The organism is Streptomyces sp. R28 (genome assembly GCF_041052385.1).
Lineage (GTDB): Bacteria > Actinomycetota > Actinomycetes > Streptomycetales > Streptomycetaceae > Streptomyces.
On the sequence record NZ_CP163439.1, the window covers coordinates 648151 to 666155 of the forward strand.

Sequence of the window (18005 nt, forward strand, 5' to 3'; positions counted from 1 at the left end):
GGATGAGGCCGGACATCGACGGATGCCCGGCAACCCCGGCCCGCCGACGCCCCGCGCAGGTGCCTCACCCGCGCGGGGCGACACGCGGTCGACTCAGGCGAGCTCGACCAGGAGATCGCCGCCCTCGACCTGCTGGATGCGGTTGATGGCCAGTCGGGCCACCCTGCCGGACTTCGCGGCGGTGATCGACGCCTCCATCTTCATCGCCTCGATGGTGGCCACCGTGGCTCCGGCCACCACCTCGTCGCCCTCGGCGACCGTGAGGGTCACCACGCCGGCGAACGGCGCCGCGACATGACCGGGGTTGGCCCGGTCGGCCTTCTCCGTCACCGGGATGTCCGAGGCCGCCGCCCGGTCGCGGACCTGGATCGGCCGCAACTGGCCGTTCAGGGACGACATCACGGTGCGCATGCCGCGCTCGTCCGCGTCACCGACGGCCTGCAGCTCGATCAGCAGCCGCACACCGCGCTCGAGGTCGACGGCGTACTCCTTGCCCGGGCGCAGCCCGTAGAAGAAGGCCTTGCTGTCCAGCACGCTGGTGTCGCCGTAGGTGTCACGGTGCGTGTCGAACTCGCGCGTCGGTGCCGGGAACAGCAGCCGGTTGAGTGTCGAACGCCGGTCCTTCGCGAGGCCCTCACGGTCGTCGGTGTTCAGTTCCTGCACCGGCTTGGCCTCGGCGCGGCCCTGCAGCGCCTTGCTGCGGAACGGCTCGGGCCAGCCGCCGGGCGGGGTGCCCAGCTCGCCACGCAGGAAGCCGATGACGGAGTCGGGGATGTCGAACCGGTCGGGCCCGGCCTCGAAGTCCCCCGGGGACACGCCGGCGCCCACCAGGTGCAGCGCCAGGTCGCCGACCACCTTGGAGGAGGGGGTGACCTTCACCAGGCGGCCGAGCATCCGGTCGGCGGCGGCGTACATCGCCTCGATGTCCTCGAAACGGTCGCCCAGGCCCAGCGCGACCGCCTGGGTGCGCAGGTTGGAGAGCTGCCCGCCGGGGATCTCGTGGTGGTAGACACGGCCGGTCGGCGAGGCCAGACCCGCCTCGAAGGGGGCGTAGACCTTGCGGACGCTCTCCCAGTACGGCTCGAGGTCGCCGACGGCCTGGAGGTCCAGGCCGGTGGGCCGCTCGGAGTAGTCGGTCGCGGCCACGATCGCGGACAGTGACGGCTGCGAGGTCGTGCCGGCCATGGACGCCACCGCGCCGTCCACCGCGTCGGCGCCGGCCTGGATCGCGGCGAGGTAGGTGGCGAGCTGGCCGCCCGCGGTGTCGTGGGTGTGGATGTGCACCGGCAGGTCGAACTCCCGGCGCAGGGCCGACACCAGCTTCGCCGCGGCCGGTGCCCGCAGCAGGCCGGCCATGTCCTTGACGGCCAGCACATGCGCGCCCGCGTTCACGATCTGCTCGGCCAGGCGCAGGTAGTAGTCCAGGGTGTACAGGCGCTCGGACGGGTCGGACAGGTCGGAGGTGTAGCACAGGGCCACCTCCGCGACAGCCGTTCCGGTCTCCCGTACGGCCTCGATGGCGGGCCGCATCTGTTCGACGTCGTTGAGGGCGTCGAAGATGCGGAAGATGTCGATGCCGGTGGCCGCCGCCTCCTGCACGAACGCGTCGGTCACCTCGGTGGGATACGGCGTGTAGCCCACGGTGTTGCGGCCGCGCAGCAGCATCTGCAGGCAGATGTTCGGCGCGGCCTCCCGCAGGGCCGCCAGGCGCTCCCACGGGTCCTCGGCGAGGAAGCGCAGGGCGACGTCGTAGGTCGCACCACCCCAGCACTCCAGGGACAGCAGCTGGGGCAGGGTGCGGGCCACCACCGGGGCGACGGCGAGCATGTCCTTGGTGCGCACCCGTGTGGCGAGCAGCGACTGGTGGGCGTCGCGGAACGTGGTGTCGGTGACGCCGATGGTCGGGGACGCGCGCAGCCAGCTCGCGAAGCCCTCCGGGCCGAGTTCGGCGAGCCGCTGCCGGGACCCGGCCGGCGGCTCACCGGTCGGCAGCGCGGGCAGCTTGGTCAACGGGTCGATGAGATCGGGTCGTTCACCGTGCGGCTTGTTGACCGTGACGTCGGCGAGGTAGGTAAGCAGCTTCGTGCCGCGGTCGGCGGAGTGGCGGGCGGTGAGCAGGTGCGGGCGCTGCTCGATGAACGACGTGGTGACCTGGCCCGCCCGGAAGTCGGGGTCGTCCAGCACGGCCTGCAGGAAGGGGATGTTGGTGGACACGCCGCGGATGCGGAACTCGGCCACGGCGCGCCGGGCTCGGCCGACCGCGGTGGTGAAGTCCCGGCCCCGGCAGGTCAGTTTGACCAGCATGGAGTCGAAGTGCGCGCTGATCTCCGTACCGGCGTGGGTGGTGCCGCCGTCCAGGCGGATGCCGGAGCCGCCCGGTGAGCGGTAGGCGCTGATCCGGCCGGTGTCCGGGCGGAAGCCGTTGGCCGGGTCCTCGGTGGTGATCCGGCACTGCAGCGCGGCGCCGCGCAGGGTGATGGTCTCCTGGGCGAGGCCGAGTTCGGCCAGTGTCTCGCCGGCGGCGATGCGCAGCTGCGCCTGCACCAGGTCGACGTCCGTGACTTCCTCGGTCACCGTGTGTTCGACCTGGATGCGCGGGTTCATCTCGATGAAGACGTGGTTGCCGTCGCGGTCGAGAAGGAACTCCACGGTGCCGGCGTTGCGATAGCCGATCTGCCGGGCGAACCGCACGGCGTCGGCGCAGATCCGCTCGCGCAGCGCCGGGTCGAGGTTCGGTGCGGGTGCCAGCTCGATGACCTTCTGGTGGCGACGCTGCACCGAGCAGTCCCGCTCGAACAGGTGGATGACGTTGCCCTGCCCGTCGGCGAGGATCTGCACCTCGATGTGGCGGGGCTCGACGACGCCCTTCTCCAGGAACACCGTGGAGTCGCCGAACGCGGACGCCGCCTCACGGGATGCCGCCTCGATGGCCTCCCGCAGCTGGGCGGGCTCCGCGACGCGGCGCATGCCGCGCCCTCCGCCGCCCGCGACCGCCTTGACGAAGATGGGGAAGCCGATGCCCTCGGCGGCGCTGACGAGGGCGTCCACGTCGGTGGACGGTTCCGAGGAACCCAGCACCGGCACGCCGGCCGCGCGGGCCGCGGCCACCGCGCGCGCCTTGTTCCCGGTCAGCTCCAGGATCTCCGCGCTCGGTCCGACGAAGGTGATGCCCGCCTCTTCGCACGCCCGGGACAGATCGGGGTTCTCGGACAGGAATCCGTACCCCGGGTAGACGGCGTCGGCTCCCGCGCGGCGTGCCGCGCCGACGATCTCCTCCACGGAGAGATAGGCCCGCACCGGATGTCCCGGCCGGCCGATCTCGTAGGCCTCGTCGGCCTTCAGCCGGTGCAGGGAGTTTCGGTCCTCGTGCGGGAAGACGGCGACGGTGCGCGCTCCCAGCTCGTAGCCTGCGCGGAACGCACGAATCGCGATCTCGCCGCGGTTGGCTACCAGCACCTTGCGGAACATCGTTGATCCCTTCAGCCTGCCGGTGACGGAGCACCCATGGTGTCGGCGGTACCTGTTTCACGCCATGTGAGCCGGGCCACTCGCGGCCTAGGCTGTCCTTGAGCCTCCTGTGGTCAAGGGTGATGTGAGCGAGGTGCCCTCATGGCCGGCGCGAGTCACCGCGGTGCACGTGCCCCCGATGCGATCGGCGAAACGCCGGACCGGGGCGCGTCCGCGGGGCGGCATGCGGGGGTGTTCCAGGACCTGCTCCCGCTCGCCCTGTGGGTGGTCGACGCCGACGGACGTCTGGCGCAGTGGTCGCTGGCCGCGCAGGACCTGCTCGGTCACACGCCGGAGCAGATGGTGGGCCAGGACGCGCGGAGCGTACTGGTGCCCGAGGAGAACCGTGAGCTGGCCGACCGCCTGGCCCGGACGCTGCGCACGGGGGCGGCGGTGGTCGCACGGCTGCCGGTCCGGCATCGCGACGGGACCGTGGTCGACATGGAGATGTGGCACTGTCCGATCGCGGACGGGCAGGGGCGTACGGGTGTGCTGGCCATCGCGGCGGAGACCTCCGCCGTGGAGCGGATGCGCGATGCGCTGGCCGCGCTGGAGGGGCTGTTCTCCCAGTCCCCGATCGGGCTGGCCATGCTCGGTCCCGACCTGCGTTTCCTGCGGGTCAACGAGGCTCTGTCCCGGATCGACGGCGTCCCGGTGGCGGAGCACGTCGGCAGACGCGTGACCGAGATCGCCCCCGGCGCCGGCGCGCTGGAGTCGGTGATGCGGCAGGTCCTCGACCGGGGTGAGGCGGTGGTCGACTTCCGCTACATTTCCGGCGCCTCGGACCCGCAACGGACGCGGACGTGGTCGTGTTCCTACGCTCCCTTGCTCGGCGGGGCCGGCCAGCGGGTGGGGGTGATCGCTTCGCTGATCGACGTCACGGAGGGGCAGCGGGCCCACCTGGAGGCGGAGCGGGCGCGGCGGCGTCTCGCGCTGCTGGCGGAGGCGGGCACCCAGATGGGCTCCACCCTGGATCTGACGCAGACCGCGCAGGAGGTGGTCCGCGTCCTGGTGCCCCGGCTGGCCGACTCGGCCGACGTCCAGCTGCTGGAGGAGGCGATGGCCCCGGACGAGACCGCCGCGTCGGCGCACGGCGTGGTCCGGCGTGCCGCGGCGGCCTTCACCGACCCGGCCGCGCCGGCCGACCACCTCGCGGTCGGCATGACCATGCAGGTGCCGCCCGGATCGGTGTACGAGCAGGTCATCAGTGCCGGGCGTCCCATGAACCTCTACCTGGGCGACATCGCTCCGCTGATCCCCACCCCCGGCGCCGAACCGCTGCGCGAGTACCTGTACGCCCACGTGGGCGCGGCGCGCCTGGTCCCGCTGGTCGCCCGGGGCACCGTGCTCGGCGCGGTGGTGGTGACCCGGACACGCGGGCGGGAGCCGTTCGACGACCAGGACACGCTGCTGATCGACGAGCTGGTCGCCCGAGCCGCGCTGAACATCGACAACGCGCGCATGTACAGCCGGGAACGCGACGCGGCACTCACCCTCCAGCGCAGCCTGATGAACACCTCCCTGCCCACCGTCAGCGGACTGGAACTCACCGGCCGCTATCTGCCGGCCGGCGACCACGAGGTCGGCGGCGACTGGTTCGACGCCATCGCCCTGTCGGACGACCGGACCGCCCTGGTGATCGGAGACGTGATGGGGCACGGCATCCACGCCGCGGCCGTCATGGGCCAGCTGCGCACGGCCGTGCGGACGCTGGCACGCCGGGACACCGCGCCCGACCAGGTGCTGCGCTCCCTGGACGCCACCGTGGCCGACCTGGGTGACTACGAAATGGCCACCTGCCTGTACGCCGTTCACGATCCGGTCACCGCCCACTGCCTGATCGCCCGGGCGGGCCACCCGCCTCCCCTGATCGCCGACGAGCGAGGAACGGTCACCTTCCTGGGCGGACCCGCGGGCCCGCCGCTGGGCGTGGGCAGGCAGGACCGCGAGGTGCAGCGGGTGCTCCTGCCGCCGCACGGCCTCCTGGTGGCCTACACCGACGGTCTGATCGAGACCCGCGGCACGGACCTCGACCAGGGCATGCGCCGACTGGCCCAGGCACTGCGGCACCCCGGCCGTCCGCTGGAGGAGATCTGCGACGAGCTCCTGGCCCACGTCATGCCCGAGGCGGCGGACGACGACGTGGCGATACTCGTCGCCCGAGCCCTCCCCCGGTGAACCGGGACCTCGGGCCGTGCCGAGCAGCACGCGACCGAGGTTGCGACAGTTGCGGCCGCGACGACGAAGCGCTCCGTGCCCACACGGCCGATACTGGAGTGAGCCACTGCAAAGACAGGCATGCGGAACGGCAGGAGCGCCCGGGGCGCCGCACCACGGGCCCCGCGAAACGGCGCGAGATGGGTGGGCGATGCACAACACATCACCTATGTCGCTCAGCGAGAGCCCGGACGATCCGTTCTCGGTCCACCGATCCGCGTCGGCCGTACTGGACGGCCGCGGACGGGTCGTCGCCTGGAGCGAACAGGCCACCGCGCTGCTCGGGTACCGGGCCGACGAGGTGCTGGGCCGGCGGGTGCGCGAGGTCCTCGTCGACAGCGCGGACGAGGCCGTGATCGCCGAGGCGACCGCCGCGTGTCTGCGGGAACACGGCTGGTTCGGGCTGCTGCCGGTCCGCAATCGCGCCGGCCACCGCGTGTACGTGGGGTTCAGGGCCCGCCGAGTGCAACGCCTGGACTCCACCACCGAGTGGCTCCTCGTCGGCTCGCTCGCCGAGGACATCGCCCAGTGGGAGATCGACCGGGCGATGCTGGACGGCTTCTTCAGCCGGTCCCCGGTGGGCGTCGCGGTGCTCGGCCCGGACCTGCGCGTGGTGCGGGTGAACCGGGCGGTCGCGCGGTTCGGCGGACTGCCGACCGAGGCGTACCGCGGGCATCGCACCGCCGACTTCCTGCTCGGCCCGGACGCGGAACTGATCGAGGAGCGGCTCCGGGGGGTTCTGGAGACAGGGCAGCCCATGATCTTCGCCGAGCAGACCTGCCGGTTGCTGCCGGACCCCCAGAAGGAACTGATCGTCTCCGTGTCCGCCTTCCGGATGCAGGACCCCTCCGGCAGGGTGCTGGGCGTCACCGAGATCGTTGAGGACGTCACCGACCGCCATCGGGCGCGTCGGCGGCTCGCGCTGCTCAACGAGGCCGGTGCAAGGATCGGCAGCACCCTGGACGTGGCCAGGACGGCTCGCGAGCTGGCCGAGGCTGCCGTTCCCGCGCTCGCCGACGCCCTCTCGGTGGATCTGCTGGAGCCCGTGCCCCGTGGGGAGGAGCCGGCCCCCGACGCCAAAGGCCCGTTGCGCAGGATGGCGGTGCGCAGCATCCACCCCGAGGTGCTGCAGGTGATGTACCCCGAGGGCCAACTGTTCTCCTTCCCCGAGGACACCGCGCCGGCCCGCTGCCTGGCGGAGCGGCGTCCGGTCCTGGAGCCGCTCGTGGAGGGCAACCGCGGGTGGTTCTCGGCCGAGCCGGAGCGGACCGAGAAGGCGCTCGCGCTGGGTGTCCACTCGCTGATGGTGGTGCCGCTGGCCGCGCGCGGTGTGGTCCTCGGCCTGGTCTGCCTGTGGCGCTCGCAGCGGCCGGAGCCGTTCGAGGAGGACGACCTCACCCTGGCGGAGGAGTTCGCCGCCAGGGCCGCGGTCTGCATCGACAACGCCCGCCGCTACACCCAGCAGCACAACGCCGCCGAGGCCCTGCAGCGCAGCCTGCTGCCGAGCGAGGTGCCCGAGCACCCGGCGGTCGAGACGGCACACCGCTATCTGCCCGCGCACGCCTCCGCCGGTGTGGGCGGCGACTGGTTCGACGTCATCCCCCTGTCGGGACTGCGCGTCGCCCTGGTCGTCGGCGACGTCGTCGGCCACGGCATGCACGCCTCGGCGACCATGGGCCGGCTGCGCGCCGCCGTGCACACGCTGGCCCACCTCGACCTGGCTCCGGACGAGGTCCTCGCCCGGCTCGACGACCTGGTGGACCAGTTGGCCACCGAACAGCGGCAGACCGATGGCAACACGCCCCAGATCGTGGGCGCGACCTGCCTGTACGCGATCTACGACCCGGTCTCCCGGCACTGCGCCCTGGCCCGAGCGGGACACCCCCCGCCGACCGTGCTGGGTCCGGACGGCCGGGTGCGCCCGGTCGACATTCCCGCCGGACCGCCCCTCGGCCTGGGCGGGCTGCCGTTCGAGACGGCTGAGGTCGAACTGGACGAGGGCAGCCTGATCGCCCTGTACAGCGACGGTCTCCTCCTGGCCGGCCGGCGCGACATCGACCAGGGGCTGGCCCTGCTGCGCTCCACGCTGGCCGGTCCGTTCCCTTCGCTGGAGCACACCTGCAAGGCGGTGGAGGACGCGATGCTGCCCGACCGGCCCGCCGATGACGTGACGCTGCTGCTGGGCCGAACCCGGGTGCTGGCGGCGGAGAACGTGGCCACCTGGCAGCTGCCGGCCGAGCCCACCGCGGCCGGCCGGGCCCGGACACTGGTGCGGGACCGGCTGAGCGATTGGGGCCTGGAGGACTTCGCGTTCACCACCGAACTGATCGTGAGCGAACTGGTCACGAACGCCTACCGGTACGCCGGCGGCACGGTGCTGCTACGGCTGATCAGGGACGGCCATCTCATCTGCGAGGTCTCCGACTCCAGCAGCACATCCCCCCATCTGCGCCAGGCCCGCGGCACCGACGAGGGCGGACGTGGTCTGTTCCTGGTGGCCCAGCTGTCCGAGCGGTGGGGCACGCGCTACGGCCGCAACCGCAAGACCATCTGGGCCGAGCAGCCGATGTCCGCGCAGCAGGGGGAGTCAGGTGCCTGACCCGTCGGCATCGCGTCCACGGCGAAGTCCGGTCATGGGGGCGCCGCGGCCCCCAGGGTGAGGGCCAGGACGGCCCGGTCGTCGTTGTCGGACCGGGCCGACCAGCGTTCCGCGTCGGTCCGTACGAACGACACGACCGCCTCCGGGTCGAGTGCGCGCTCACCGCGGAACCGTTCGCCGAGCCGCTGAAGGACCGGGTAGAAGACGCCGTCCGCGTCGCGGGCCTCGCTGACCCCGTCCGTGTGCAGGACGAGCACCTCCGAAGGTCCGAGCGGATGCACCGTCGTGTCGCATCCGTCCGGCGCCAGTTTGCCCAGCCCCAGGGGCAGTCCGGGTACCGTGACCAGTCGCCGGGCGCCCTGCGGGCCGACCACCAGCGGCGCGGGGTGACCGCGGTCGACGATCCGCACCTCGCCGCCGTCCGGCGGGAACTCCAGCACCAGTGCGGTCACGAACAACTCGGGGTCGCCGTCGTCTCCGGCCGGGCTGTTGCGGGCGATGCTGAACTCCAGCCGCTCGGCCAGCCCGCTCAGGCTCTGCCACTCGTGGGCCGAGACCCGGAAGCTGCCCAGCACCGCCGCGACCGTCTGGACGGCGTCCAGCCCCTTGCCGCGGACGTCACCGATGATGACCCGCACCCCGAAGGGCGTCTCGCACACGTCGTACAGATCCCCGCCGACGAGCGTGCCGCCCTCCCCGGCCTCGTAGAACCCGGCGGCGTGTACCGGGCCGAGCCTGCGCGGTACCGGACGCAGCAGCACCCGCTGCATGGCCTCGGCGACCGAGTTGGCCCGGATGAGATGCTGCCGGGTCCGCTCCCGCTGCCAGGCCAGCGCGACGCCGGCGATGCCGATGAGGGTCGTGGCGACGTACACGGCGACATGGTGCTGCTCGTCGAAGTGGCCGGGGCGCCGGGCGGCCATCCACATCTGCAGCCCCAGGCACACCACCGCGGACAGCGCGGTGCCGCGCGGGCCACGGGTCGCGGCGGCCAGCGGCGGTACCGCGATGAGCATGAAGCTCACCGGTTCGCGGCCCCTGACGATCAGTTCGGCGGCCACATCGACGACCACCGCGGCCAGCGGCAGCCACCACACCCACCCGCGCACGGACGGCGGCCGCAGCTCCGAGCGGAGGCTCTGGCCGGTCACGGCGCGCCCCGGCCTGCTTGTCCGCCGGGTTGGGGCACGGAGCCCGCACTGCCGACGGCCGGCCTGCCGCGCGGCGCCCGGCGGACCGCCTCGGGCAGCCCGGCCTCGATCCGGGTGAGCTGGGCGGTCAGGCTGCGCAGCCACACGTCAAGGTCGACCAGCGCGGGCAGCGGAGGCCCGCTCGGCTCCGAGGGCGTGGGCCCCGTCTCGAGCGGCTGCGGCTGCCGGCCGATGCACAGCGCGGCGAGCCGGTCGGTGGTCTGCGCGAGCGCACGGGCGCCGTCCCGTGCCCGGTCGGCGGCATCGGGGGTCAGGGCGGCCGTGGGCAGGTCGAAACGGGGCAGCCACTGGGCGCCGAGCACGATGTGGTGGGCGGTGATGAGCACGGCGTGCCAGTCGGCGCGCACGGGCGCGTCGACCCCCGGTTCGCTGCGGAACTGGGCGTAGGCGGACTCGGCCAGGCGCAGCCGGTGCAGGGCGGGGCGCGTCGACGGGGCCGGGACCGAGCCGGGTGGCACGGCGGTCAGCGTGTCGACGGTGCCGTTGATCAGCGGGCCGCACTCCTGCAGCAGCCCCGCCATCGTTCTGCGCACCTCTCTGCGCGCGCCGGCCGGCCAGGCGAGCATCGCGCACAGCAGACCGATGGCGCTGCCGGTCACCACGTCGACGATCCGCGCCTCGGCCAGTTGCCAGGAGGCCGGGGCGATCTGGGCGAACGCGGTGGCCACCACCAGCGTGAACAGGCCCTGCGCCCAGGCGATGCCGAGCAGCGGACCGAGCGCGAAGGCGATCAGCATGGCCGGGGCGAGGATCGCGGCGTAGGCGTCGGTGTGCCGGCCGAGCCCGATGAGCAGGGCGCCCGCCGCGACGGCGCCGACCAGGTTGCCCGTGACTGCCTGGCGGATGGCCGTCCAGGTCTCTCCGACGGTGGTCCGGCTCAGCGTCAGCACCGCCAGCAGCACCCAGAAGCCGTGGGTCAGGTCGAGCGAACCGGCGACGAGCCGTGCGGCGGCCAGCGCCACGGCGATCCGTACCGCGTTCTGGAACTGCACCGAACGGATCGTCATGTTGCCGGTGATCCGGCGCGCCCACAGCCGGGGCGTGGCGGCCTGCGTGTACCAGAAGAGCTCCCGGGGCTCGATCGGCGGGGTGCGGCGCCCGTCGAGGCCGACCCGTACGGAGACCTCCAGGATGCGCACCGACTCGGCGACGGCGAACAGCGCCGCCTGCCGCCGCAGCACCGGCACCGGTCCCGGTCCCGGCAGGGTCGGTACCTCGTCGGCGGCCCCCGTCACCTGCCGCACGCGCATCTGCTGGAAGTCGTCGATGGCCTTGTCCATCCGCAGCCCCGCCCACGGACCGGGATCAGCCCGGCCCGTGCGCAGGGCTGCGGCGGTCTCCTCGCACTGGGACACCACCTGCGGCAGCAGCGGCCGCCCAGCCGCCGTGACGGTACGGCCGCCGCATTCGCCGACTCCCGCACCCTCCCGGACGAAGGCGTGAAACTCTCCGGTCTCGGTCAGATGGGCCAGTTGTTCGAGCAGTCGGCGGGCAGCGGCCCCCGCCTGGGAGAGGCCGCGGACCGCACGGCCGGGGCCCGCGGGGCGTTCCGCGGCCGGGATGTTGGACAACCGCAGCCGCGCACCGGCCTCCCGCAGGGCCTCGGCAGACAGGACCGTGCGCCCTGCGATGGTGTCGCCGGCCGTCGCCAGTGCGGCCGCGAGGGCCGTCCGGTACGTCGGGTCCGGCGGCTGGGGCAGCAGGAACAGCTCGCAGAGCGCCAGCACGACCACTCCGAAGGTGAGCCCGGCCAGCCGTAGCCCGAGGGTCTCGGGTTCGTACGGCGGGAAGCAGGCCAGGATGTAGAAGAGCTGGAGTCCCGGCGCCGCTCCGGCGGGGCGCGGCCCCGCGATCACCGCGAAGGCGAGGAGAAAGCCCACGCCGAGCATGCCGAGCACCGCCGCCCAGGTCTCCACTGCCAGTACGGTGCCCAGCGCGACCAGCAGCAGGCCGATGGGCAGCGCCTTGAGCATCACCTCGGCCCGCTGCCGCCCGGACCCGGGGATCGGGGACAGCAGGCCGAGGGCGATCGGCGCGAACAAGGCGTACAGCGCCAGTACCGGTTCTTCGAGCCCGTACACGAAGGTGTAGAAGCCCGTGGAGGCGGCGAGAGTCACCCGCACCGACCGGTGCAGGATCCGCGTCCGCTCCGCCCTGCCCTTCACGGCAGGCACCCGCCACGTGGCGCCCGCGAGCCGAGCGGCGAAACCCTGCCGAGAACCCGGAGCCGATGGCGTAGGCCAATGCCGCCGACGGAAGCCGTCTGGATCACCACACCGGCGTACGTCGAGCCGAGACCGACCGTGACCTGACAGAGCGCGATGCCTGGCGTTGCCGTCCGCGCGGCCGGCGAAGCCTCAGCGCCCATGAGCACGTTCCTCTCGGGCCGACACCGCCGCGGCGTCGAGGGCGGGCCGGACATGCGATCCACTGCCCATTGTCGGCCGCCCCCATGGGGAGCGCAGCCCGACGGGTCGCGACGCGTCGGCCGCCGACCCGGCGAAGACGAAGCGCTCTGCGCCATCCCGCACCGTGGCGGCGCATCCGCCGAGGGTGTCGGCGACAGTGCGGGCGTGAGCGTCCACCTGTCGGTGGAGTTCTTCGCCGCGACCACCGGCGAGAGCTGGTCCGCGACGTGCCCGGGGACCACACCGTCGCCCGGCCCGCGGCCGAGCAGTACCAACTGCCCGTCGTGCAGTGGGTGTTCCGCACGCCCGAGGGATGGAAGCGCGCCGACGTCGACGCCGCCGCCCACCGCGCCCTGCTCGCGATCGAGACCGTTGCCTACGCCGACGACACCTCGTACGCCGGGCTGTACCCGCTGTCGCTGAGCGCGCGCACGCAGGTGCTCAAGGGGCGGCTCAACTCCGGCGAGGTCATCGGGTACTCCACGAACACCGAGCCGCACCCGACCATGGCCCAGCCGTTCCGGCTCGCGCGGGCCCATACCCGGAGCATCGTGCGGCCGCCGGGGCAGTCCGATTCGAGCCGGCTCGACCAGACGCTGCAGAGCCGGGTGTTCGACGTCGGTCTCGACATCGTCGAAGCCGTCGTGTCACTCATGCCGCCCGCGTGGGAGAACGACCGGACCCTGCCCGTCGCCGTCCGGGACATGCTGGAGTGCTTCTCGCTGTACGAGGAGAAGAACGACGGTCCGGCGGCCGTGATCTTCAGCGACGGTGATGTCGTCGGCGCCCGGCTCGACCGGCTCGGGCTGCGCACGGGTCGGCGGATGCGGAGGCGCGAGGTGCTCGAAGCCCTTGCCGCCCGTCCTTGAAAGGGCGAGGGGCCGCATGCGGACGGTCAGGGCGTCGTAGCGAACCCGGAGTCCGTGGCGGGCACGGCTCCCGCGGGCCCGGTGCTGGCCCGCAGGGAGATCGGCGGCCTGAGCAGGTGGTGCCGAGGCGGCGCGGCGGGCTGGTCGAGCCGCTCCACCAGCAGGTCGACGGCGAGTCGGCCCAGCTCGGCCGCCGGTACGTCCGCCGCGGTGAGCTGTGGGGTCATCGTCTCCGCCCAGCGGGCTGCCACGACCCCGGTGACGGAGAAGTCACGCGGCACATGGCGGCCGGCCAGGGCCAGGCCCCGGTAGAGACCGCCGAGTGAGGCCTCGTTCAGTGTGACCAGGGCCGTGGTGGCCGGGTCGTCGTGCAGGATCCGTTCCACGCACGCCTGGCCCGAGGCGGCGTCGTCGCCGCAGCAGTACGTCCGGACGGTCAGCCCGCGCTCGGCCGCGGCTTTCGTGAAGCCGTCCAGACCCCGGTGCGCGGACTCGTAACCGGCCCGCAGCAGCTGCTCCGGACGGTTGACGAAGGCGACCCGCCGGTGGCCGAGGTCCGCCAGGTGGTGAACGCAGGCCGCCGCCAGCGCGGTGTGGTCCAGGCCCACCCACCAACCGCTCTCGGGACGAGCGGTACGGCCGATGGCGACGGAGGGGAAGTCCAGTTCGGCCAGGTGATCGACCCGGTCGTCCTCCAGCCTGATCTCCATCAGGATCGCGCCGTCGACCCGCCGCTCCCCCAGCAGCCGCTGGAAGGAGCGGTCGCTGTCCACACCGCTGGGCGACAGCAGCACGTCGTAGTCGTAGGTCGCGGCGGCCTCCACCACGCTGCCGATGAAGTCCAGCTGCATGCCCGTGTAGTGGTTCCCGGCCGGTGGGAAGACCAGGCCGAGGGTGCTGGTCCGCCCGTTGGCCAGGGCGCGGGCGCTGGCGCTCGGCTGGTAGCCCAGTTCGTCGACGACCTGCTGGATCTTCCGGCGCGTGTCCTCCGACACCGGGCGCTTGCCGCTCAGGGCATAGGACACAGTGCTCCGCGAGACACCGGCTCGCCGGGCGATCTCACCGATGTTCACGGCACTCCTAGCTCGAACCGGTTCGTATGACAGCGAACGTAGGAACTGACCGCACCCCTGTCAACACTCGGGAAACGCAGCACTCCGGCCAACAGGGATGTCGCCAAGATCCTGCTGCAGAAGGGATTGCTGCCCGGAAGCCTCAGTGTTAGCTTCCCCGAACCGGTTCGACGCGCGGCCCTCTCCCATGGAGCGACGGGATACCCGTGCCACGCCTTCGAACCGCGCAGCCGCCTGCCCGCAACCTGACCCAACCCCTCCCTTTTTCGCCTGCCAAAGCCGAACCGGTTCGACGAGCACGCCACCCGAGGTGGCCCCCGGGACCTGCCACTCACCGAGGCGTGCCCGACCGGACCCGGAACCCGTTACTCGATGATTGAGGACGTCATCCATGTCATCCGCTGACCGATCGACGCGGCGCCGAGCCCCGGCCGCGATAGCCCTGACTCTCGGCGCCGGCCTGCTGGCCGCACCCGCCGGTCCCGCCCAGGCGGGCGAGACGCCGCGGCCCGCTGCCCGCTACACCTTCGACCAGGACGACCTCGCCTCCGGCAGCATCACCGACAGTTCCGGCAACGGCCTGAACGCGACCCTGGTGAACGGCTCCACCGCCCGGTCCGTCGCGGGCGCGGACGGCGGCAAGGCGCTGGCCCTGCCCGGCGGGGCCCCCACGTCGAACGGCGCGTATGTGCGCCTGCCGCGCGAAGTGCTCGCGGACACCACGGACCTGACCGTCTCCGCCCGCGTGAAGTGGAGCGGTGACAAGTCGCCGTGGCAGCGGATCTTCGACCTGGGCACCGACACCACGAAGTACCTCTTCAGCACCCCGTACAACAGCAGCGGGCTGCTCCAGACCTCCGTGACCACCGGCGGAGGCGGAGCGCAGGCACAGGTCCGCGGCTACGCGATGCTTCCCGCGGACGCGTGGCGGACGGTCACCGTCACCCTGGACACCACCGCAGGCCGGCTCACCACCTACCTGGACGGTGTGGCGGTCTCCTCCGCCGCGACCGGTATCAAGGCCAACGAGCTGCTGGACGGTTCGGCCACGGCCGCCGGTTACATCGGCAAGTCCCTCTGGCCGGACCCCCTGCTCAAAGGCGCGATCGACGACTTCACCGTGTGGCACACGGCGCTCAGCGCCGAGCAGGTGGCCGGTACCGTCGGGACCGTGCCGACCGTCCAGGAGCTCTCGAAGACGTCCTTCGACGTGCGCACCACGACCGGGACCGCTCCGTCGCTCCCGGGCGCCGTCCGCTCCTCCTTCTCCGACGGCTACGACCGCGACACGCCCCTCACCTGGGACGCCGTACCGCCCGAGAAGTACGCCCGGCCCGGGACGTTCACGGTGTCGGGAACGGCGGCCGGACGCGCCGTGAAGGCGACCGTCACCGTGGTCCGCGAGGGACAGCTCACCGTCGACCTCGACTCCGACACCGGCGCGTTCCACGGCGGCGCCTCCGGCACGCTGTACGGCGTGTACGGACCGGACGTCCCCACCAACAACCTCATGGAGGGCATGGGCCTGCGCACGGTCTCCACCAAGGCGCAGGACGGCCCGCAGCATCCCGGCGCCGACGCGCTGGAGGTCGTGAAGCCGCTGCCCGACTCCACCGACGGTGACGTGTACATCTACATGACCGACATCCACCGCGGCTTCCCGTACCAGTGGCCGGGCGCCACTCCCGAGGAGAAGATCAAGCTCTACAAGGAGAAGATCGCGGGGCAGGTCGATCAGGTCCTGCGGCTGCCCGAGCAGTACCGGGACAACGTCGTCTTCGTGCCGTTCAACGAGCCCGAGGGCAACATGTTCGGCACCGGCGAGTGGAGCTACGACAAGGTCAGCTGGCTGGACGACCCGGACGACTTCTTCGCCGCCTGGGACGACGCGTACCAGCTCATCAAGTCCAGGATGCCCAGCGCCCGTATCGCCGGCCCCAACACCAGCGTCCTCTACGACCAGGTGAAGGGCTTCCTCACCCACACCCTGGCCGCCAGCACCCTCCCGGACGTCATCACCTGGCACGAGCTGAGCCACCCGGAGGCGGTACGCGAAAGCGTCGCCAGATACCGGGCGTGGGAGAAGGAGTTGTTCAAGGGCACCGACCGCGCCGGCACCCAACTCCCCGTCAACATCAACGAGTACGCCTTCAACTACCACACCTCCGTCCCCGGCCAGATGATCCAGTGGGTCTCCGCGATCGAGGAGTCCAAGGTCGACGCCGACATCGCGTACTGGAACATCGACGGCAACCTCTCCGACTCCGCGGTGCAGTCCAACCGCGGCAACGGCCAGTGGTGGCTGCTGAACTCGTACGCCTCGATGAGCGGGCACACGGTGAAGGTGACGCCGCCGTTCCCCGGCGAGAACTACACCATGCAGGGCGTCGCCACACTCGACGAGAAGAAGAAGCAGGCCAGGCTGATCTTCGGCGGTTCCACCGGCAAGGGCCACATCACCTTCGCGGGTGTCCCGAAGAGGCTCTTCGGGGACCGGGTGCACGCCTGGGTGAAGGAGGTCGAGTGGAGCGGGCAGGTGGGCGACAGCTCCGGCCCGAAGCTGCTTTCCGAGCAGAACCTGAAGGTCGCGGGCGACGGCACGGTCGTCGTCGACTTCGGCGACGGGGGGCTGCCGGCGCTGAAGGAGTCCTCCGCGTACGAGATCGTCCTCAGCCCGGCCGGGAAGGCGAAGGGCACGCAGTCCCCGCCGGTGCGCTGGCAGGCGTCGTACGAGGCCGAGGACGCCGCCCACACCGGGTCCGGCTACTCCAGGAACGGTCCTGAGGGTTCACCGCGCGACGTGTCGAAGTTCTACACCTCCGGCGGCTACGACGTGGGCGGCCTGCGCACCGGCTCGGACGTCACGCTCGACTTCACCGTGGACGTGCCCGAGGACGGCACCTACGACCTGAGCACCTTCGCCAACTCCCTCAACACGTTCGACAAGGTGAAGGAGCAGGGTCCCACCAACGTCTTCCTGCGCGTGGACGGCAAGGCGGACAGCGAGCAGGAGCTGTACCTGCCGCTCGGCTACAAGTGGGTGGTGTGGGACCACGCCGACACCAAGGTCCACCTCACCAAGGGCAAGCACACCCTGACGCTGGCCGCGAAGAGCCTCGACGGCAAGCGCGTCACGAAGGGGGACGCCATCGTCGACCGCCTCACCCTCGCCCTCCCCAAGGCTTCGGCGGCCACCCAGGTGTACGAGGGCGAACTGGCCTGGCTGGGCGGCGGGGCACGGCCGGTCTACGACCTGCCGAAGCAGGCGGCCTCCGGCTCGGGCGCGGCCCGGCTCGCCAAGGGCCAGACCGCCACGTTCTGGGTCTACTCCGCCGCCGACCGCGAAGCCACCCTCGGCGTCGACACCCTCGGCGGCACGGGCTCCCGGCTCTCCGTCAACGGGCACGACGTCCTGCGCCTGGCCAAGGGCGGGAGCAGCGTGGCGGTCTCCCTGTCCGGCGGCCTCAACAAGGTGACCGTGACCGGCGGTTCGTCCACGACGCTCGTCGACCGGCTGACGGTGACGCCGACCGAGGGCACGCTGCCGACACGTACGTACGAGGCCGGCGCCGCCGAGCTCGCGGGCTCGGCCACCCTCGCCCCGCTCTCGCTGGCCACCGACGGCACGGCGATCACCGGCATCGGCGGGGACCCCGGCAACGGCAACACGGCGACGTTCAAGGTCACCGCCGACCACGGCGGCCTGTACGCGCTGCGCATCCGCTACTCCAACCCCGAGCAGTCCGAGGCCACGCACTACAACCCGGACCCACTCGCCCGCCATGCCGACATCAGCGTCAACGGCGGCGAGGCGCGGCGCGTCGGCTTCCCGCACAGCTTCCACCAGAACAACTTCTGGGAGCTGACCGTCCCCGTCCACCTCGACAAGGGGCAGAACACGATCGTCTTCCGCTCCGAGGAACTGCCGAACTTCGACGGCACCACCTACGCCTCGGACACCTTCCCCGGGGTGCTGCTCCGCTCCCGCAACGCGCCGCTGATCGACCGGATCACCGTCGCCCCCTACGCGCGGGAGGTGCGCTGAGATGACCACCGGCGGCGGCAACGTGATGCTCCCGGCGCCGGGGTAGCGGGGGCACCACGTCGCGTACGGCCCGGGG

The 18005-nt window shown here is 72.2% G+C and carries 8 protein-coding genes; 4 read left to right on the forward strand and 4 right to left on the reverse strand.

Going from position 1 to position 18005, the window contains the following annotated elements; translation table 11 throughout:
- Positions 1-93: 93 nt before the first annotated feature.
- Positions 94-3468 carry a pyruvate carboxylase gene (locus AB5J49_RS02795; RefSeq protein ID WP_369166871.1) on the reverse strand — a complete coding sequence of 1125 codons (3375 nt, stop codon included), beginning with the start codon at positions 3466-3468 and terminating at the stop codon, positions 94-96.
- Between the two features lie 141 nt (positions 3469-3609).
- Here AB5J49_RS02795 and AB5J49_RS02800 point away from each other — a divergent pair, with 141 nt between their 5' ends.
- Positions 3610-5685 (forward strand): SpoIIE family protein phosphatase, encoded by a 2076-nt coding sequence (locus AB5J49_RS02800; RefSeq protein WP_369166872.1) that lies wholly within the window; start codon positions 3610-3612, stop codon positions 5683-5685.
- A gap of 190 nt (positions 5686-5875) precedes the next feature.
- Positions 5876-8323 carry a SpoIIE family protein phosphatase gene (locus tag AB5J49_RS02805; RefSeq protein ID WP_369166873.1) on the forward strand — a complete coding sequence of 816 codons (2448 nt, stop codon included), beginning with the start codon at positions 5876-5878 and terminating at the stop codon, positions 8321-8323.
- A 32-nt stretch (positions 8324-8355) separates the two neighbouring features.
- On the opposite strand, the gene AB5J49_RS02810 is transcribed toward AB5J49_RS02805, so the two are convergent.
- Both AB5J49_RS02810 and AB5J49_RS02815 read right to left on the reverse strand, forming a co-directional pair.
- On the reverse strand, positions 8356-9474 hold the full coding sequence (locus AB5J49_RS02810; RefSeq protein WP_369166874.1) for a PP2C family protein-serine/threonine phosphatase: 1119 nt from the start codon (positions 9472-9474) through the stop codon (positions 8356-8358).
- Entirely contained in the window at positions 9471-11699 is a 2229-nt protein-coding gene (locus AB5J49_RS02815) for an FUSC family protein (RefSeq protein WP_369166875.1), read from the reverse strand. Before AB5J49_RS02815 ends, AB5J49_RS02810 begins: the two co-directional genes overlap by 4 nt.
- 470 nt (positions 11700-12169) lie before the next feature.
- Here AB5J49_RS02815 and AB5J49_RS02820 point away from each other — a divergent pair, with 470 nt between their 5' ends.
- Positions 12170-12811, forward strand: a complete 642-nt coding sequence (locus AB5J49_RS02820) for a hypothetical protein (protein ID WP_369166876.1) — start codon at positions 12170-12172, stop codon at positions 12809-12811.
- 26 nt (positions 12812-12837) lie between these two features.
- On the opposite strand, the gene AB5J49_RS02825 is transcribed toward AB5J49_RS02820, so the two are convergent.
- Positions 12838-13884 (reverse strand): LacI family DNA-binding transcriptional regulator, encoded by a 1047-nt coding sequence (locus AB5J49_RS02825; RefSeq protein WP_369166877.1) that lies wholly within the window; start codon positions 13882-13884, stop codon positions 12838-12840.
- A 391-nt stretch (positions 13885-14275) separates the two neighbouring features.
- Here AB5J49_RS02825 and AB5J49_RS02830 point away from each other — a divergent pair, with 391 nt between their 5' ends.
- Positions 14276-17929, forward strand: coding sequence for a LamG-like jellyroll fold domain-containing protein (locus AB5J49_RS02830; protein WP_369166878.1), 3654 nt, complete (start codon positions 14276-14278; stop codon positions 17927-17929).
- Positions 17930-18005: the final 76 nt, after the last annotated feature.